General features: G+C 71.3%; 18 protein-coding genes. 3 read left to right on the forward strand and 15 right to left on the reverse strand.

Features of this window, described 5'->3' with window-relative positions; genetic code table 11:
* Positions 1-138: 138 nt before the first annotated feature.
* From HRU81_10710 to HRU81_10740, 7 genes are all read right to left on the reverse strand, one after another.
* Positions 139-1686, reverse strand: coding sequence for a hypothetical protein (locus HRU81_10710; GenBank protein ID QOJ32543.1), 1548 nt, complete (start codon positions 1684-1686; stop codon positions 139-141).
* 62 nt (positions 1687-1748) lie between these two features.
* Entirely contained in the window at positions 1749-2462 is a 714-nt protein-coding gene (locus HRU81_10715) for a rhomboid family intramembrane serine protease (GenBank protein ID QOJ32544.1), read from the reverse strand.
* A gap of 32 nt (positions 2463-2494) precedes the next feature.
* Positions 2495-3580: a L,D-transpeptidase family protein gene (locus HRU81_10720; protein ID QOJ33373.1), complete on the reverse strand. Its 1086-nt coding sequence runs from the start codon at positions 3578-3580 to the stop codon at positions 2495-2497.
* A 47-nt stretch (positions 3581-3627) separates the two neighbouring features.
* The gene (locus HRU81_10725; protein ID QOJ32545.1) at positions 3628-4407 is read right to left on the reverse strand and encodes a M48 family metallopeptidase; all 780 of its coding nucleotides are present in this window, start codon (positions 4405-4407) and stop codon (positions 3628-3630) included.
* Positions 4408-4441: 34 nt separating this feature from the next.
* Positions 4442-5473 carry a protease SohB gene (gene sohB, locus HRU81_10730; protein ID QOJ32546.1) on the reverse strand — a complete coding sequence of 344 codons (1032 nt, stop codon included), beginning with the start codon at positions 5471-5473 and terminating at the stop codon, positions 4442-4444.
* 17 nt (positions 5474-5490) lie between these two features.
* Complete coding sequence (gene lipA, locus HRU81_10735) at positions 5491-6504, reverse strand: lipoyl synthase (protein QOJ32547.1); 1014 nt, start codon at positions 6502-6504, stop codon at positions 5491-5493.
* 139 nt (positions 6505-6643) lie between these two features.
* A complete protein-coding gene (locus HRU81_10740; GenBank protein QOJ32548.1) occupies positions 6644-6841 on the reverse strand; it encodes a hypothetical protein in 198 nt (65 codons plus the stop codon).
* Positions 6842-7878: 1037 nt separating this feature from the next.
* Between HRU81_10740 and HRU81_10745 the strand changes: the two genes are divergently transcribed.
* Positions 7879-8259 carry an OmpA family protein gene (locus HRU81_10745; protein QOJ33374.1) on the forward strand — a complete coding sequence of 127 codons (381 nt, stop codon included), beginning with the start codon at positions 7879-7881 and terminating at the stop codon, positions 8257-8259.
* Between the two features lie 3 nt (positions 8260-8262).
* Here the strand turns inward: HRU81_10745 and HRU81_10750 are convergent, their stop codons facing one another.
* The 3 genes from HRU81_10750 to HRU81_10760 form a co-directional block, all read right to left on the reverse strand.
* A complete protein-coding gene (locus HRU81_10750) occupies positions 8263-9162 on the reverse strand; it encodes a hypothetical protein (GenBank protein QOJ32549.1) in 900 nt (299 codons plus the stop codon).
* Positions 9159-9845, reverse strand: coding sequence for an HAD family hydrolase (locus tag HRU81_10755; GenBank protein ID QOJ32550.1), 687 nt, complete (start codon positions 9843-9845; stop codon positions 9159-9161). Before HRU81_10755 ends, HRU81_10750 begins: the two co-directional genes overlap by 4 nt.
* A gap of 131 nt (positions 9846-9976) precedes the next feature.
* Positions 9977-11179, reverse strand: coding sequence for a GGDEF domain-containing protein (locus HRU81_10760; GenBank protein ID QOJ32551.1), 1203 nt, complete (start codon positions 11177-11179; stop codon positions 9977-9979).
* 235 nt (positions 11180-11414) lie between these two features.
* Between HRU81_10760 and HRU81_10765 the strand changes: the two genes are divergently transcribed.
* Positions 11415-11972, forward strand: coding sequence for a hypothetical protein (locus tag HRU81_10765; protein QOJ32552.1), 558 nt, complete (start codon positions 11415-11417; stop codon positions 11970-11972).
* A 113-nt stretch (positions 11973-12085) separates the two neighbouring features.
* Positions 12086-12439, forward strand: a complete 354-nt coding sequence (locus tag HRU81_10770; GenBank protein QOJ33375.1) for a DUF192 domain-containing protein — start codon at positions 12086-12088, stop codon at positions 12437-12439.
* Between the two features lie 25 nt (positions 12440-12464).
* Here HRU81_10770 and HRU81_10775 read toward each other — a convergent pair whose 3' ends face one another.
* The 5 genes from HRU81_10775 to HRU81_10795 all read right to left on the reverse strand — a co-directional run bounded on the left by HRU81_10775 (position 12465) and on the right by HRU81_10795 (position 17600).
* Positions 12465-13337 (reverse strand): transposase, encoded by an 873-nt coding sequence (locus HRU81_10775; GenBank protein QOJ32553.1) that lies wholly within the window; start codon positions 13335-13337, stop codon positions 12465-12467.
* A gap of 142 nt (positions 13338-13479) precedes the next feature.
* Positions 13480-13914, reverse strand: coding sequence for an HIT family protein (locus tag HRU81_10780; protein ID QOJ33376.1), 435 nt, complete (start codon positions 13912-13914; stop codon positions 13480-13482).
* A gap of 13 nt (positions 13915-13927) precedes the next feature.
* Positions 13928-14938, reverse strand: coding sequence for an LLM class flavin-dependent oxidoreductase (locus HRU81_10785; protein ID QOJ32554.1), 1011 nt, complete (start codon positions 14936-14938; stop codon positions 13928-13930).
* Positions 14939-15121: 183 nt separating this feature from the next.
* Positions 15122-16357 carry an ABC transporter permease gene (locus tag HRU81_10790; GenBank protein QOJ32555.1) on the reverse strand — a complete coding sequence of 412 codons (1236 nt, stop codon included), beginning with the start codon at positions 16355-16357 and terminating at the stop codon, positions 15122-15124.
* 19 nt (positions 16358-16376) lie between these two features.
* Complete coding sequence (locus tag HRU81_10795) at positions 16377-17600, reverse strand: ABC transporter permease (protein ID QOJ32556.1); 1224 nt, start codon at positions 17598-17600, stop codon at positions 16377-16379.
* Positions 17601-17604 lie beyond the last annotated feature (4 nt).

Here is a 17604-nt window from a genome sequence, read left to right on the forward strand (position 1 = left end):
CACCGGATGCTGGGCGCTGGTTCACATCGGCCTCCCGCTTCCGAATCTATGACGCCCGCGGCCGGCCTGGCCGTGAAGGGCGTCACGCGGTCGCAACTGGCAGCCAGCGGACGCGGCTGCCAGCAACGGCCATCCGGCTCAGCTGGCCAGTGCCAGTCCGGGCTGCCAGCCGAGCTCCGCCACCCGGCAGCCGTCGGCGTCGTGGGCAATCTCGAAGGCCACGAACTCGCCGGGCCGCGCGAGCGCCAGGCCCAGCACGAGCACCAGTCGCGGACCTCCGCTGCGCGCGCCGCCGTGGGTGTCCACGTCGCACTTGACGTAGAAGGCCTCGCCGCCGGCTTCCGCGGCGAGCAGGCCGCGTGCCTGCAGGGCGCCGAGGAACGTGGCGGCCTGGTCGCGCACCTCCTGCCAGAGGGCGGGAGACGGCGACTCGTAGGCGGCCCAGCGCGTATGGCGCCCGACGCTGTCCAGCACGAACAGCGCAATCCGCCGGCGCCGCAGGCTGTTCCAGGACGTGGCCACGCCACCTCCGCGGGCCATGGTGACCAGGCCCGCGAGTTCGATGGCCGCAGCGGGCCCGGCACGCAGCAGCGCGTTCACGCCCAGATGCGCGAGGCCGCGCACCTCGTCGGCTTCGAGTTCCAGGCAGGGCCGCGTCCGGCCCAGCGACAGCATCGGTGGGTCGCGCAGCTCCAGGCCCGCCGCGCAGAGCCGGCCGGCGATGGCGCCGGCCGCGCTGAGGATGCCCGCCGGCGCGGCATGGGGTGGACTCTCCAGCCCCGGGAAGTAAGTGAGGGCGTTGGCGCTGGCAAAGCCGCGCTCGCGCTGGGCGCGCACCACGTCGCGCATCCCGCCCCAGGAGGGCGGCGGATCGAGCAGCAGCAGCGCGTGCCGCTCGCGGCAGTAACGATCGGCGGCGAACAGCGCCACCGGCCCCAGGGCTGCGCCGGAGACGCCGGGCACCAGGCAGACGAAGTCGACCCAGGGCACCTGCTCCAGGGCGAACAGCCCGGTGCAGTCCTCGCGGGAACCGATGAGGTCGTAGTCGGTCGGCGTGTTGTCGCCCTGCCAGGTGGCGCGGCTGTACACGTAGCGCACGCCCGGCCAGCCCTCCTGCGTCGGCGCGGGGCGCGCGGCCGGCGCAGCCGCGGCCAGCCGCACCAGCGACGAGCCGGCGAGCACATCGCCCACGTACTCCGGCGCCTGCGGATCGACCGAGAGCCCGGCAAAGCTCTCCTGCTCCTCCACCAGCGGCTGCGACGGCGCGCGGCAGCGATGGATCACGAGGTTGAAGCGCTGGGGCTCGTCGGCGCCGATATCCTGGTAGTCGACGGCGGCGCGCAGGTACTCCAGCGGCCCCGGATTCAGCGCGTCAAGCAGCAGGCTGCCCTCCGGGCCGGGCAGCGTGATGCGGTTGCGGTGGCCCGAACGGCACACTCGCACGACGATGGCGAGCGTGCCGCCGTTCTCGAAGTACTGGTAGAGCAGGAACTCCATGCGGCTGAGGTAGCCGGGCACGCCGAAACGCGCGAGGAATTCCTCCAGGCTGCGGATGGCGACGGGAATGTTGACCGGACCGCGGGGAGCGGGCCCGATGAAGGCGGTGACGCTTTCGCGCGAGGCCGGGATGGCCTGGCCGCGGGCTGGAATCTCGATCACCGAGATGCCGTCAGTGCGTGGATCCAATCCTCGTCGCCCCTGCCGGCAGCCGGCATCACCGGCGACCAGCGCTGTTCATCACCACGCCGTCATCTTAGCAGCGTCGATGCAGCGACGGACAGGCGTGGCTGCGAGTGGCGCGCGATGAAACCGAACACCGGCGCCATGGCCATGCCGGCGACGAAGCCGCCGATATGTGCCCGCAGCGCGACGTTGCCGGCGAGGCCGGGCGCGAGGAATTCGTAGGCGAGCTGCACGGCGAACCAGAACAGCAGCACCACGAATGCCGGCAGGCTCACCAGGTCGATGACGACGAACACCGGCACCAGCACGTTGATGCGCGCCCGCGGGTGGAGCACGAGGTAGGCGCCGAGCACGCCGGATACGGCACCGCTGGCGCCGACGATCGCTCCGGCCGACCCGGGTCCGGGCAGCGCCTGCGCCAGCGCGGCGGCCATGCCGGCCAGCAGGTAGAAGACGATGAAGCCCGGCTGGCCGAAGGCGTCCTCGACGTCGTCGCCGAAGATCCAGAGGAACAGCATGTTGCCACCGAGGTGCAGCCAGCCGCCGTGCAGGAAGGCGTAGGTGATGATGGTGGCGGCGAACGGCGTCCAGGCGCGCAGCGGATCCTGCGTGCCGCCGGCGAAGAAATCCGCCGGCGAGAAGCCGAGGGCCTGGGTGGCCAGCACACCCCAGGGGCCGGCGAGCACCTGCCAGAGGTAGACCAGGCAGCAGACCAGGATGATGGTGCGGCTGGCCACCGGCGCGTGGCGCAGCATGCGGTCATCGGCGACAGGCAGCACGGCGCGCCCTCAGCCGGGCCAGGACGCCATGTTCAGCGCGCCCGGGCGGGTGCCGCGCCGCCGGCAGCCGGCGCCGCCGCCTCGCGGGTGGCCTCGCCCTCTTCGAACCAGTCGTAGCTGACGATATTGCTGACCCGCGGTGCCGCCGCCACCGCTGCCGCCAGGTCCGGGGCCCCCGCCATGATGGACACCGGCATGCCGCGCTGCTCGCTGCCCGCGCGGGCAACCCGCTCGTAATCGACCCTGGCGCCCTTCGCCGCGGACTTCGCCAGCTTCTTCTCGATATCGCGCAACAGCGCCGCATTGCGCCGCGTCTTGTCTTCCTCGAGCGCGGGATGCGCCTCGAGGAACAGCTCGCCGCCCGCCACGCCCACCAGCAGCGGCTGGTTGACGATGCGCACCGGCAGGCCCACCGGCACCTGCTGGAACAGCCACTCGATGTCGGCCGGATTCATGCGGATGCAGCCGTGGCTGATGCGCATGCCCACCCCGGCCGGCTTGTTGGTGCCATGGATGAGGTAGTCACCCGGGATCGCCAGGCGCATGGCATAGGCGCCCAGCGGATTGTCCGGGCCGGGCGGCACCACCGGCGGCAACGGGTCGCCGTTCTCCGCATGCTCCCTGCGGATGGAGGCCGGCACCCGCCAGACCGGGTCCTTCTTCTTCGAGACGATGCGCGTGAGGCCCAGCGGCGTGGCCCAGCCCTCGCGCCCGATGCTGATCGGAAAGGTGTAGACGACCGCCGCTTCGCCCTTCTGCGGCTTCGGGAAGTAGAACAGCCGCTTCGTCGGCACGTTGAGCACGATGCCCTGGCGCGGCACGTCGGGCAGCACGAAGCGGCTCGGCAGCACGATTTCCCGGCCCTCGCCGGGCAGCCAGGGATCGATGCCCGGGTTGGCCTCCACCAGCTCGTCGAAGCCGAGGTGATAGGCCTGGGCCACGTCGATGAAGGTGTCCTTCCCGCGCAGGCGCACCACCTGCAATTCGCCGACCACGCTGGTCGCGGCATCGGGCAGCACGAAGCGCGTGGTCTCCAGCGGCTCCTGCAACGGCGGCGGAGCCGGCGGCGGCGCGGGCGGCTCCGGTGCCTGCAGCAGCGCGCAACCCGGCAGCAGCAGGGCCGGCAGCAGCGCCGCCAGCGCGCGACCTGCCAGGGCGGGTCGCTTCAGCGCTGGCATTGCGGATTCCTGCCGGCTGCCCGGGCGGTGTTGTAGAGCGCCAGCGCCTCGGGGAACTGCGCCACGAGGTCGTCGATGCGGTGCTCCGAGGACGGGTGCGTGGACAGCATCTCCGGCGGCCCGAGCTTGTCCTTCTTCTGCATGTTCTTCCACAGCGCCACGCTCTGGCGCGGGTCGAAGCCGGCGGCGGCCATGTAGCGCAGGCCGACGGTATCGGCCTCGCTCTCCTCGCCGCGGCTGAAGGGCAGCGACATGCCGAGGCTGGTGGCCATGCCGAGCAGGTCCGCCCCCGCCTGGCCGGTGCCGGTGGCGATCGCGACGCCGACGACGCCGATCTGCGTCGTGGCCTCGCGGTTGTAGCGCTTCAGGGCATGTTCCTGGGTGACATGCGCCACCTCGTGGCCGATCACGGTGGCGAGCTCGTCCTGGTTCTCGGCCACCTTGAAGATGCCGTTGAACACGCCGATGTGCCCGCCCGGCAGCGCGAAAGCGTTGATCTGCTCGCTGTCGAACACCTCGATCTCCCAGTCCTTGTCGACGAACGGTGGCGGCAGCTGGGCGATGATCGCCCTGGCCACGCAGTCGACGTAGGCGCGCTCGCCGGCATCCGCGCTCACCGGTGTCTTCGCGCGGATCTTCTGGAATTCGGCATCGCCCTGGCTATCGATCTCGCTGCTGCTGGCGAGCGGCAGCGAACAGCCCGCGAGGCCCGACAGCGACGTCAGCAGCGTCGCCACGGCCATCAGGCGCCTGGATGCGGACAACATGCGATAACCCACGGGCCGGATTATAGCGGCCTGGTCAGGGAAGCGAGCGCTCCTGCCGGCGCTGGCCGATCCAGAGATCGACCTGCTCGGCGGTCGCCCGCACCGCGGCCATGATCTTCTCCGGCAGGCTGTGCCGGGCACGGTAGCTGACGCGGAAGACGTCGGCGCGCGCGGCCGCAGCGAGCAGGTAGTCGTCGCTGGCGCCGAGGGCATCCACCAGCCCGAGTTCCAGCGCCCGCGTGCCGTACCAGTGCTCGCCGGTGGAGACCGCCTCGATGTCGAGCGCCGGGCGGTTCTGCGCCACCATGCCCTTGAACAGCGCGTGCACCTCCTCGAGCTCCTCCCTGAGCTTGGCGCGGTCCTCCTCGGTGGTGCGGCCGAACATGGTCACCGTGCGCTTGTAGCGCCCGGCGGTGACCTGCTCGAAATCCACGCCGCGATCGGCAAGCGCACGGTTGAAGTTCGGGATCTGCGCCACCACGCCGATCGAGCCCACCACGGCGAAGGGCGCGGCGATGATGCGGTTCGCCACGCAGGCCATCATGTAGCCGCCGCTGGCGGCGCCCTTGTCGACGATGGCGGTCAGCGGGATGCCCCGGCTGCGCAGCCGCGCCAGCTGCGAGGCCGCCAGCCCGTGCTCGTGGACGGCGCCGCCGAAGTTCTCCAGCCGCAGCACCACCTCGTCGCTGGCCGTGGCCACCGCCAGCACGGCGCTCACTTCCTCGCGCAGCGAGGCCACCGCGGTGGCGCGGATGTCCCCCTTGAAGTCCAGCACGAAGACGCGCTGCCGCTGCTCGGCGCCGCTGGCCACCGCCTTGTCGCGGGCCTTGCGCTCCTTCGCCTCCTGCTTCGCGATCTTCTTCCACCCGGCCTTGCCGAGCACGGCGCGGCGCAGTTCGCTGGCCGTCTCGCGGAAGCGGTCATTGAGCTTCTCCACGCTGAGGCCACCGGGCGCCGCGCCCTTGCGCGACAGGCCGACGACCACCGCCGTGGCGACACCCGCCGCGATCACGAAGGTGACGGCCTTGGCGAGGAACAGCCCGTACTGGAAGAAAAACTCGGCCATGGCCCGTGCTGGCGCTCCTACAGCCCGACGTTGTTGCGCTCGAGGGCGCGTTCGGCTCGATAGCTCGAGCGCACCAGCGGGCCGGCCACCACCTCGGTGAAGCCCAGCGCGAGGCCCTGGTCGCGCAGCGCGCTGAACTCCTCTGGCGGTACGTAGCGGTGCACCGGCAGGTGGTTCGCCGTGGGGCGCAGGTACTGGCCGAGCGTGAGGATGTCGACGCCGGCGGCGCGCAGGTCGCGCATGGCCTGGACGATCTCCGCCGGTTCCTCGCCGAGACCGAGCATCAGGCTGCTCTTGGTCAGCAGGTCCGGGCGCGCGGCACGGGCGATGCGCAGCACTTCCAGCGACTGGTCGTAGCCGGCGCGCGGGTCGCGCACGCCCGGGGTCAGCCGGCGGACGGTCTCGAGGTTGTGGGCGAACACCGCGAGGTCGGCTGCCACCACCGTGCGCACCGCCGCGGCGTCGCCGCGGAAGTCCGGGGTGAGGGCCTCCACCGCCGTGCCGGAATTGCGCTCGCGGATGGCGGCGATGCAGGCGGCGTAGTGGGCGGCGCCGCCGTCGTCGAGGTCATCGCGATCGACCGAGGTCAGCACCACGTAGCGCAAGCGCATCAGCTCGACGGTGCGCGCGGCATTGCCGGGTTCCGCGGGATCGAGCCAGCCGCGCGGGTTGCCGGTATCCACCGCGCAGAAGCGGCAGGCACGGGTGCAGACGGCGCCCATGAGCATGAGCGTGGCGGTGCCGCTGCCCCAGCACTCGCCGATGTTGGGGCACAGGGATTCCTCGCACACCGTGGCCAGCCGGTGCTCGCGCACGGTGGCGCGCAGCTCGCCGTAGCGGCCGCCGCCCGGCACACGCGCGCGCAGCCACGGTGGCTTGGGCCCGGCGGACAGGTCGATGCCGGCCTGGCCCTCACGCCCGGCCTGCGCCTTGATGCCGTTCCGGATGGCCGTGAAGCCGGCTGCGGTGCGGTATTTCTCGCCGCTCTTCGGGCTGGGATCGCTGGCGGCGCTGCGGCGGGAGTCGCTCATGGGGTGGCTATTCTGGCACGGACCTCCCGCCGCTGCCCGTTCCCGCAGGCGAAAAAAAGCCCGGCACGAGGCCGGGCAATACAGGGGGAAGACTCTCACGATCCAGGGCCAGCTCGGGCCCCGTCGACATCTGCTGAAATCAGTGCACGCGCGACCAGTTGAGCAGCTCCACGGCGTTGGCCTCGACCTTGAAGTTGCGGGCGAGGATCGCCTCGATCTCCTGCGGGTCGAGCACCGAGTTGGCGGGCTGGTTGAGCTCCACCACGCCGGTGTACTCGTCGGCGCAGCCGGGTTCACCGGCCCTGAGGATGAAGCGCGTGTAGTACTTCGCGTGCATGGCCCAAACATACCGCCCGGCCCGGCAGTCATTCTGTGAGGGGCGCCACAGAATCACGAGGCCGCGAATCCGCGGCGATCGACGGCTTTTGCCGCGGTGCCAGTGGCTGCCGGGGGCCGGGCGCTGCGGCGGCCGTCTGTGCTATATGTCCGGCCCGGCACCCCGGACAGCGACCAGAACCCATGACCCGCCGACCTGCTCCTGCCCTCCTCGCGCTATGCGCCCTCATCCTCATGGCCACGGCCGGCCACGCCGCGGACGATCCGCTGCAGGCCGCCAGGGCAGCGCGCCAGGCGGCACTCGATGCCGAAGCGCCCCGCCTCGCCACCGCCCCCTGGATCCAGGCCGAGGAGCGCCTGCAGGCGGCCACCCGGCGCCTGGAGAAAGGCGATGCCAGGTCCGCGGCGAAGGACGGCGAGAAGGCGCGCACGCTGTACGCCGGAGCGGAGCTCACCGCCATCAAAGCGGCACTGCTCACCGTCGCGCGCGAGCGGGTGCTGGCACTGAAGTCGGCCGGCACCGCGCGCTTCGCGCCGCGTACCACCGCCAGGGCGCAGGAGCTGCTGGGCAATGCCGAAGCGACCCTGGACACCGATCGCCGGCAGGTGGCGGCCGCCACGGACCTGGCCAGGCAGGCCATCGCCGAAGCGGCGCAGGCCCAGGCGCTGGCACGGCTGCTGCGCGCGGCCGACGAGCGCGATGCGACGGCGGAGGACCTCGCCCTGCAGTGGCAGGCGACACTGGCCCGCGCCGCCGCGGCCGCCGGCCTCGAGGCCCTGCCGCCGGGGCCCGATGCCGCGGGCGAGGCGCTCGCCACCGGCGTGGGCGTGCTGAAGGAACGCGCCGACCAGCAGGCCGAGGAGCTGCGCCAGCGCAACATTCAGGTCGCCGGACTCGAGGAGGAGATCCGTCATCTCGACACGCGGCTCGCCGGCGCCAGCGACACGACCCGCAGCCTCGCCGAGAAACTCGATGCGGATGATCACGCGCGCACGCAGTTCGACCGGCTGGCTGCCGCGTTCCCGCCCGACCAGGGCATGGCGCTGCGCCAGGGCAATGCCGTCGTGCTGCGACTGCCGGGCCTGGGCTTCACCCCGGGCAGCACGCGCCTGGCCCCGTCGGCAAAGCCGGTGCTGGAGCGGCTGGCGACCGCGGTGGCGCTCTATCCGGGTGCGGCCATCGCCATCGAGGGCCACACGGATTCGAGCGGGGACAGCGCCGCCAACCAGCGCCTGTCGCAGGGGCGCGCCGAAGCCGTGCGCAACTACCTCGTCAGCCAGCTGCAGGTCGCGCCGGGTCGCCTCACGGCAGTCGGCTACGGCGACACCCGGCCCGTCGCCAGCAATGCCAGTGCCGAGGGCCGGCGGCAGAACCGGCGCATCGAGCTCGTCTTCACCCCACCCGGGGCGACTCCCTGAACCTCAGCCCTCGCGCCACCACTGCGCGAGGTTTCCGCCCACCACGGCATTGGCGAGATAGCCGTAGCACTTGTGGAGGTTGAGTCCCTCCGGGCCACGGAAATAGGTCTGCAGGTCGAGTCGGTCGCCGATGCTCTCCACCAGGCCGAGTGCGCGCATCTCCTCCCAGGCTGCCGCCATCGGCCGGTCCAGCGCCGTCATCTCGCCCACCGCCGCCAGGTTGAGCCAGCGGCGGATGTTGCAGGGGTAGCGCCGCCGGCCCTGCTCGCGCGCGCCGAGCAGCCGGCTGCGCACGAAGCGCAATCCCAGCGGGCTGCCGACGCTGAGGAACAGGTCCACGCGGCCTGGTTCCGCGAAGCGGTGCGACAGCTCCCAGAGCACGTCGAAGGCAATGACCGAGCCGAGGCTGTGGCCCACCAGCAGCACGCGGCGCTGGTCACGCCAGGCTTCCAGCAGCGCATCGGCGACGAGGTGGCGCACCGCCACGGCCACGCCATCCTGGTTGCCGAAGTAGCGGCGTGTGTCGGCGATCGCGGCGCGCATTTCCGGCTCGCCCACCAGGTCGAACAGCGGCGGGAAGCGGTCGCTCAGCAGGTACAGCGAGCGCAGCAGCCGGCGGCGCAGGGACACCGCTTCCCGCAGGTCACGCTCCTCCGGGCCCGGCAACGCCAGCAGCCGCTCGATGCCCGGCTCGTCCAGGGCGATGTCGCGCTGGGTGTCGTAGAAAAGGTGGGCCCAGGACACCAGGTTGAAGCAGCCGGCGTACCGCGCCATCTCCGCTGCAGCCCCCGGATCGGCACGGCGCACGCCCTCCAGCAGGCAGCGCCACAGCGCCGCGCGGTGCACGGCCGCGGGCGGCTTCGGCTTGATGCCGGGTACGTAGATGATGGCCGGGCCGCTCACGCACCCACCAGCCGGACCAGCTGCCCGAGGTCCCTCACCACGTGCTCGGCCGGTGCCAGGCCGTCCGGCCAGGCGTGATGGCCATGGTTCACCCAGACCGCCGTCATGCCCATGGCGCGCGCCGCGGCCACGTCGTTCTGCGGGTGATCGCCCGCATGGGCAATCTCGGCGGGCCGCAGCGACAGGCGCGCGCACACCGCCTCGAAAGCTCGCGGATCGGGCTTGGCGACGCCGAGGGCCGCGGCGCCAAGGACCGCGCTGAAGTAGTGCCGCAGGCCGATGGTGCCGAGGTCCGCATTGCCGTTGGTGAGGACCACCAGCGGCAGGCGGCGCGCCAGACGGCCCAGTGCCGGGCGCACATCCGCATACAGGGTCACCTGGTTGCGCACCTGCTGGAAAGCCGCGAACGCCGCCTCGCCCATGGATTCCGGGTAGCCGCAATCACGCGCGACCTGCGCGAACGTCGCCTGCCGCAGCAGCGCCAGGTCGTGCTCGCGGCCGGGGAATCGCGCCTCGATGCGCCAGCGCAGCTCGCGGATGTCCTCGATGCTGTAGCGCGCCGTGACCCGCGGGTAGCGCTGGGCGAACCAGGCCTGCAAGGCCTGCTCGGCCCGGCCGATGACCGGACCGAGGTCCCAGAGGGTGTCGTCGAGGTCGAGGCAGATCGCCCGGATGTGCTTCATGCAGCAGGATCACCGCGGGCACTGCGGCCGCTGGAACCAACGGCCTAGCTTCCCCGAGCGGCCCCTCACTTGGCAAGCGATGGCGCCGGCGGCCCCTGCCGCAGGCGGACGGGGCCGCGGCGGGCAGCCCTTCAGCCGACGGCGCGGCGCGAGGCGCGGAAGCGCCCGGTCTCGATGTGGGTGAGCCGGGATTCCTTGACGACCACGCGGTTGCGGCCGTCTTCCTTGGCCTGGTAGAGGGCCTCGTCGGCCATCTGGATGGCGCCGGCCAGGCTGCGTTCGGCGCCGGGCATGACGATCGCCACGCCGATGCTCACCGTGAGGCTGCCATGGCAGCCGGACTGTGCATTGGCGATGGCCAGTTCCTCGACCCGGCGGCGGATGTGCTCGGGCAGGTCGCGGCCGAAATCCTGCGCCGGCCCGTAGAGCACCAGCGCGAACTCCTCGCCGCCGAAGCGCGCCGCGAAATCCAGCGGCCGCTGCGCGCCCATGGCGATCACTTCGGCCACGCGCTTGAGCGCGTCGTCGCCGGCCTGGTGGCCGTAGAAGTCGTTGAATGCCTTGAAGTGGTCGATATCGATGAGCATGATCGTGAGCTGGCCCTCGTCGCGACGCGACTGCCGCCAGATCCGCTCCATGTAGTTGTTGTAGGCCCGGCGGTTGTACAGGCCGGTCAGGCCGTCGCGGTCCGCGAGGTCGTTGAGGCGTCGCGACTCGAGGAAGGAACGGCGGGAGACGGCCTCGAACTCGAAGCAGGCCAGCGCGCCGATGCCATTGGCGCCCACCAGCATCACGGCCGTGAACAGCGCCTCCTGGCTGCCGAAGTTCCAGTGCACCAGGCCCCAGGCGTAGGCAAGGGAGATCGCGCCGCTTATCGTTGCCGCATGCCAGAAACGCAGGCCGAGGATCGCCCAGACGGTGAAGATCCAGGCGATCTCGGCGCCGAAGAAATACGGCGTGCCGTGCAGGCTGGCCCGCAGCGTCACCGAGGTGACGATCAGGCCGACGCACAGCGTGCTCACCGCGAGCAGATGCTGGTAGATCAGGTGACGCTCGGGCTGGTAGGAGGCGATGAGCGTGGCCATCAGCAGCGGCATCATCACCGCCAGGCCGAAGGTCGCCGTGACCGCCGAGACATTGTGCTCGGCGACGCCGAGGCCGGTGATGACGATGACGGCGAACGCCGCCAGCACCAGCAGCGGGCGCACCTTGGGATAGCTGAGGCTGGCGTAGTGCTGCCGGAACTGCTCCTCGACGAACGCGGAGAACCGCAGGCGCGAGAACCCGCGCCGGCGCTGCTCACCAACCAGCGTGCTCCAATGTTGTTCCTGCACCGTCACCTGGACCAGGCCCCCGCGGCGCCGCGCCAACGCAGCAAACACCGGAAAATTAGCCCGCTGCGCCGGACCGGGCTGCGTCCGGGGTCACACTTCTACATAAGGCGCGCGGCGGCAGGGCCTCTCGGCTATGCTGCGCGCCACCCGGACAGCCCACCCGACACCGATGCCGCCCCACAACCCGCCCCGCTCTCCCTGGCCGGATCGCCTGGCGTCCCTCGCAGGCCTGGTGGTGGCACTCGCCCTGGGCAGCACCGTGCTGGCCCTGCAGCCGCGGCCCCGGGCCGCCGCTCCGGCTGAGGGCACCGGCCTGCCCGCCGCGCCGGTGCTGGCTTCCTGTGATCTGGATCCTGCCGGCTACTGGCACGGCAGCATCACGGGATCGGAACCCCTGGCGCTGGACTGGAGCGGTGCCGGGCTGGCCTGCGCCGGCAGCAGCAGGCCGGACGGGCGGGGATTGCGCCTGTTCTTCGCCGGGCCCGCCGGCGGCGACGCGCATCGCCTGGTCATCGTGCTCGGCATCGCCGCCGGCGCCACCGAACTGCCCGGCCGCGAGTGGCCGGTCAGTGTCACCGTCATCGACGAGGCCGGCAGCGGCATCTACCACAGTGCGCCCGGCCGCTGCTTCACGCAGGTCACGGAACTCACGCCGCTCGACACCCGGCGTCGCGCGTTCCGGGTCACCGGCGAGCTGTTCTGCGCCGGCGCCATCGGCGCGGTGTCCGGCGAGCGCGCGGTGACGCTGGGCGATGCGCGCTACGCAGGCCGCCTGGAGATGGAGGCGCCATGAGGAGGCTGCGCGCCTCGCTCGCCGCGGCATCGCTGGCGTTGATGACGTGGAGCGCAGTCGCCGCCGCCGGCGACACCGACCGCCTGCTGGCGGGCTTCGCACGCGCCAGCGCCATGATCGAGACATCCCGCGCCTGCGAGTTCCTCGACATCTGGATCGCCGTGACCCCGGAACAGCGCGCGCAGGGCCTGATGTTCGTCCACGAGCTCGGCGAACACCAGGGCATGCTGTTCCCGGGACGCGAGCCCGCCGTGCTGCGCATGTGGATGAAGAACACCTACATCCCGCTGGACATGCTGTTCCTCGGTGCCGACGGCCATATCGCCGGCATCACCGCCCGCACGACACCGCTCTCGGAGACGACCATCACCTCGCCCGGCCCCGTGAGCGCCGTCCTCGAACTCAACGGCGGCTTCACCGACCGCCACCGCGTCCACCCCGGCCACCGCTTCTCCCTCATCGAATGATGGTGCCAGGTCGGGGGATTCGGGCTTATTGGTCGTGACGCGGGCTCCGGCGAGCCAGGGCCTTGCGGAGGCTCGACTCGTGCCGCCCAAGGAATCGCGCTGCCTCCGACACGCTGGCGATGCCGCGATCGAGGGCCGTGCGCACGATCCACTGGCGGGCGCTGGTGACCGCCCTCGTCCGTAATGGCGACAGCATCGACTCGCGGGTGACGCCAAAGCATTCGGTCGCCTGATCGAGGAGGTCGGACAGCGTCTGGCGGCAGGGAACCGTGGGGTTGGCTGCCTGGCAACCGGGATGCTGATCGACCACGGTCTCCACGTCGGCCGGTGCAACAGCCGCGGTGATGCCATCCGCAGGCTCTCCGCCCAGCGATAGCGCATACGCCGTGCGCTGCCGATCCGGGCGGGGATCGAGCATGCCAAGGAGGAACGCGGTCGTCAGCCAGGGCTCGGCCCGCGTGCCCGCGTAAGCGTGATGACTGGACCACTCGTACGCCGCCACGTGGTCCACGATGCCGGCCCGCACGGGATTCAGATGGATGTAGTGAAGCAGCGCGAGCAGCTGGGCATCGGCGGCGACCATCACCGCGTGAAAGCGGTTCTCGAACAGGTGCCCTGTCGTCTGCAGCCCGGCCTGGACGGTGCGGGCGTAGCGGCTCGCCACGCGATGGATCAGGACGCCCAGCGGCACATCGCCCACCTGCACGAGCAGGTGAACGTGATTCGTCATCCAGCAGTAGGCGTGGACTCGCGCCCCGCAGTCCGCGATGCCCGCCGCGAGAAGGCGGCCCAGCAGCTCGCGATCACTGGCCTGGAAGAACACCGGTTGCCGGTGATTGCCCCGCAGGGTGACGTGATGAAAAGCGCCAGGAACGTGGATTCGAAGCGGGCGGGCCATGGTTGAGGATGCATGTTCCGGTCCCCGGCACCGCTGTGCGAGCCCGCGATCTGCGCGGAAGGCCCTGAAAGTCCCTCCGCGTCCGGACCGGCGCGCCCCTCAAATCCCCGAAAAGCCCGACCTGGCACCGATGTCACCGATGTCAAACCCCCGAAAAGCCCGACCTGGCACCAAATTGGGACAGGCGGGCCTGGAGGGTGGGGATGTCCAGGGAGTGCGGGTGGCCGGGGCGGCGGCGTGCGGACCACACGGCGTCGGGGAAATGCGCGTCGTCGGTGAAGCGCGGGATGACGTGCCAGTGCAGGTGGGGAACCTGGTTGCCAAGCGAGGCGAGGTTGATCTTGTGCGGCGACAGCAGGTCCCGCAGCGCGGCCTCGACGGCCAGCACCACGGCGAGCAGGTGGGCGCGGTCGGCAGCCGCGAGGTCGCTCATCTCGCGGACATGGGCCTGCCAGACCACGCGGCAGAAGCCGGGGTAATCGGCATCGCCGGCGAGCACGACGCGGCAGCGCGCGTCGCGCCAGAGCGCGGGCTCCTCCGCCGCCAGACACAGCGGGCAACCGGCCTCCCCGGCCACGGGCTGCACGGATTCAGCCCAGGCGCGGGACGACGTGCTCGCCGATCAGGCGGATGGCATCCGCCGGGTCATCGTGCAGCCGGAAGCAGATCTCGTTCACGCCGGCATCGCGGAACGCGGTGAGTTCCGCCAGGCGCGGCCCGATCTCCGCCGGCGTGCCGGTGAAGGTGAAGTTGGCGAGGCAGGTGTCGATGATCTGCGCGGGAATGCCCTCGATGACACCGCTGCGGTTGCGGTAGGCCTTGAACAGTGCATCCTTGCGCTTCTCGACGATGGCGATCTCCTCCGGAGACAGGAAGGTCTCCAGGTACCAGCGGTCCATCAGGCCGCGCAACAGCAGCTCGCGGCGCGCCTCGCGCAGCGCCACCTCGCGGTCCGGCTTCACGTGCCAGGCCCAGATGTTGCTGATGCGGTAACCCGCTTCCACCTTGCCCTTGTCCGCCAGCGCGCCGCGCGTGCGCTGCACGGTTTCGACGATGCGGCTGCGGGTCATGTCGCTGTACATGACGCCATCGGCGGCCGGCACGGTCGCATGAAGCATCTGCGGCTGGTTGGCGCCGGCGTAGACCAGCGGCGGCGTGCCGCTGCCGAAAGGCGGCTTGTAGCCGTACACCTTGAACATCTCGCCCTGGTAGGTCAGCGGCTTGCCCGAGACGCCGCCGTGCACCAGCTCGATCGCCTCGCGCACGCAGCGCACGCGCTTGGTGATGGTCAGCCCGAGGCGCGCCGGCCACTCGCCGCCGCCGCCGATGACCAGCGCCGCGCGCCCGCGGCTGTACTCCTGCAGGGTCAGCAGCGCGCTCGCCATCTTCACCGGGTGCATCTCCCAGGGGCTGATGACGCAGACGCCGAGGCCGACCTGCTGCGTGGCCAGCGCCGCGGGCACCAGCGACATGAACGGGTCGCGCCAGGACACGTAGTTCTGCAGCCACATGCGGCCGATGCCGTGGCTCTCGCATAGCCTGGCCAGCTCCACCAGCTGCTCGGGTGTCTGGTCGGGTTCCAGCAGGACGTCTACGCGCATGGGCTGTGCTCCAGGGCAGGAAATCGATGGGCCAGTCTAGGGTGGCCTGCGGCAAGGGTCTTGATTTGGGACAGGCGCCTGCAGGCCGGCAACCGGATCGGGGCGACAGTTTACCCAAGTCGCGGGGGGAGCTCGACGGATGCGGCGGGCCCGCAGGGCGGGCTGGCCAGGCGCCGTCCCGGCCTATTCATGCTTCAGCGCATGGATGGGATCGAGCCGCGCCGCACGGATGGCCGGCCAGCTGGCGAAGACCAGGTTGAGCAACAGCGCCATGGCGAGCGCGAGCAGTGCGTTGCCGGTCTCGAAGATGAAGGGCAGCGCAGCCTGCTGCGCGGTAATGCGTGAGGCGATCCAGCCGAGTCCGAGGCCGAGGGTGGCACCGAGGCTGGCGAGCACCATCGCCTCGAAGGCGAACTGGAAGAAGACATCGGCCGCGGTGGCACCGAGCGCGCGGCGGGTGCCGATCTCCGTGGTGCGGTCGCGCACGGCGATCCAGGCGATGGCCAGCACGCCGAGCCCGGCGACCAGCAGCCCCGAGAGGCCGATCCAGCGCACCAGGAAGCCGAGACGGTTGGCCGAGGCGATCTGGGTCTCGATGAGCTCCATCTGGTTGCCCACCGTGAAATCCGCCGGGCGGAACTCCGAGATGCGGTGGCGCACGCGCAGCAGCTCGTCCACCTGCGCCGAGACCTGCGCCATCCGCGCGGAGTCCTCGAGTTCCAGCAGGATGGCGTTGTAGTGGTCGACGTTGAGCAGCCGGCGCATGGCGGTGGTCAGCGGCACGTAGACCTGCTGGTCCTCGTTGATGGCATCCAGGCCCTGGCCACGCTCGTCGAGCACACCGGCCACCTCGAAGGGCACGCGGTTGATGAACAGCCGCTGTCCCACCGGCGACTCCCCGCCATAGAGGTCGCGGGCCACGCCGTGGCCGAGCAGCGCGACACGCACCGAGCGCCTGAGGTCCTCGTCGTCGAGCAGGCGGCCTTCGGCCACGGCCCAGGACTTGATGCGGAAGAACTCCGGCTCCACGCCGAGCACCGGCGACACCTTGGAACTGAAGCCGGCCTTCAGGCGCAACGCGGCGCTGACCACCGCGGAGGAGCGCTGCAGGCCGTCGACCTCGCGCCGCAGCGCCTGGTAGTCGGGCTCCTGCAGCGTGGTGACGATCTGCCCGGTGCGGGCGCGGCCCGCCACCGCGCGGCTCTGCGCGGCGTTGATCACCACGACGTTGGTGCCGAGCCGGCGGATCTTCTCCAGCACCTGGGCGCGGCCGCCGGAGGCATAGTTGACCGAGGTGACGGCGCCGGCCACGCCCAGCGCCGCGCAGAACACCACCAGCGTGGAACGCAGCCGCGAGCGCCAGATCTGCCGCAGGCAGCCGCGCGCCAGGTGCCGCCAGGTGATCCAGGAGACCTGCATCGCCCGGCCCGGCCGCCCGTCAGGAACGCAGCGCCTGGATCGGATCCACGTTGGCTGCCCGCCAGGCCGGCTGCAGGCCGAACACCAGCCCCACGGCGACGGACATCAGCGCCGCGCCGCCAATGGCGCTCCACAGGATCGCGGGCGGCAGCTTCGTCAACGACGCCGCGAACAGCGTGCCGCCCAGGCCGAGGCCGATGCCGAGCAGGCCGCCCAGGAAGGAGACCGCCGCTGCCTCGACCAGGAACTGCACGAGGATGTCCCGGCGGGTCGCGCCCACCGCACGGCGCACGCCGATCTCCCTGCGCCGCTCCGAGACCGCGATGAGCATCAGGCTCATGATCACGGCGCCGCCGATCAGCGTGGCGATCACCGCGACGCCCAGCATCACCTTCGACAGGGTCGAGCCGACATCGGTGACCCGTGCCACCTGTGCCGCCGGGCTGGTCACGGTGAAGTCGTCCTCGCCAGGCGGCACGATGCCATGGCGCTCGCGCAGCAGCGCGGTGATGTCGGCGATGGCGCGGTCGGCCTGCGCCGGATCGCGCAGCTGCGCCAGCATGCCCGTGTAGTAGTCGCGGTTGAACAGCCGGCGCGAGGCCGTCGCCACCGGAATGGCCAGCGTGTTGTCCATGCTGGCTCCGCCGGGCCCCACGCCCCGCGGCGCCATGACGCCCTTGACCTGGAACGGCACGTCGGCGATGCGGATCTGCCGGCCGATCGGGTCCTCGGCGGGAAACAGCGTCTTGCGCAGGTCCTCGCCGATCACCGCCACGCGGGCCATGGCCTCGTTGTCCGCGGTGGTGATGCCCTCGCCGAGGGCAATCTCCTCGCCGCGCACCTCGGTCCAGTTGGGCGACACGCCCATGATCGACGGGCTCGCCGTGCGGTCGCCGTACTTCACGTCGACGTCGAAGGCGAACTGGGTGACCGCCACCTGCTTCACCTGCGCCACTTCCCGGGCGATGGCCAGGGCGTCGCCCTCCTTCAGCACCGGCGGCGAGCTGGTCAGCGACGGCATGCCGCGGGTGCTGGCTCCGCCGGGGTTGATGATCACCACGTCGAAGGTGCCGATCATGCGCTTGAAGCGGCGCAGGGTCTCCTGCTTGGTCGCCTCGCCGACCGAGGCCAGCGCGGTGAGCGAGGCAACGCCGATCATGACGCCGAGCATCATGAAGAAGCTGCGCAGGCGGTTGCGCGCCAGCGTGCGCAGGGCCAGGCCGATGGTGCGGCTGATGTTCATGGGC

The organism is Gammaproteobacteria bacterium (assembly GCA_015709695.1).
Classification (GTDB): Bacteria; Pseudomonadota; Gammaproteobacteria; order Steroidobacterales.

Excerpts from the sequence above, each read along its gene's own strand:
- HRU81_10725 (QOJ32545.1), bottom strand. The coding sequence starts at position 4,407 with ATGTTGTCCGCATCCAGGCGCCTGATGGCCGTGGCGACGCTGCTGACG.
- sohB (QOJ32546.1), bottom strand. The coding sequence starts at position 5,473 with ATGGCCGAGTTTTTCTTCCAGTACGGGCTGTTCCTCGCCAAGGCCGTC.
- lipA (QOJ32547.1), bottom strand. The coding sequence starts at position 6,504 with ATGAGCGACTCCCGCCGCAGCGCCGCCAGCGATCCCAGCCCGAAGAGC.
- HRU81_10740 (QOJ32548.1), bottom strand. The coding sequence starts at position 6,841 with ATGCACGCGAAGTACTACACGCGCTTCATCCTCAGGGCCGGTGAACCC.
- HRU81_10745 (QOJ33374.1), top strand. The coding sequence starts at position 7,879 with ATGGCGCTGCGCCAGGGCAATGCCGTCGTGCTGCGACTGCCGGGCCTG.
- HRU81_10755 (QOJ32550.1), bottom strand. The coding sequence starts at position 9,845 with ATGAAGCACATCCGGGCGATCTGCCTCGACCTCGACGACACCCTCTGG.
- HRU81_10770 (QOJ33375.1), top strand. The coding sequence starts at position 12,086 with ATGATCGAGACATCCCGCGCCTGCGAGTTCCTCGACATCTGGATCGCC.
- HRU81_10775 (QOJ32553.1), bottom strand. The coding sequence starts at position 13,337 with ATGGCCCGCCCGCTTCGAATCCACGTTCCTGGCGCTTTTCATCACGTC.
- HRU81_10785 (QOJ32554.1), bottom strand. The coding sequence starts at position 14,938 with ATGCGCGTAGACGTCCTGCTGGAACCCGACCAGACACCCGAGCAGCTG.
- HRU81_10790 (QOJ32555.1), bottom strand. The coding sequence starts at position 16,357 with ATGCAGGTCTCCTGGATCACCTGGCGGCACCTGGCGCGCGGCTGCCTG.
- HRU81_10795 (QOJ32556.1), bottom strand. The coding sequence starts at position 17,600 with ATGAACATCAGCCGCACCATCGGCCTGGCCCTGCGCACGCTGGCGCGC.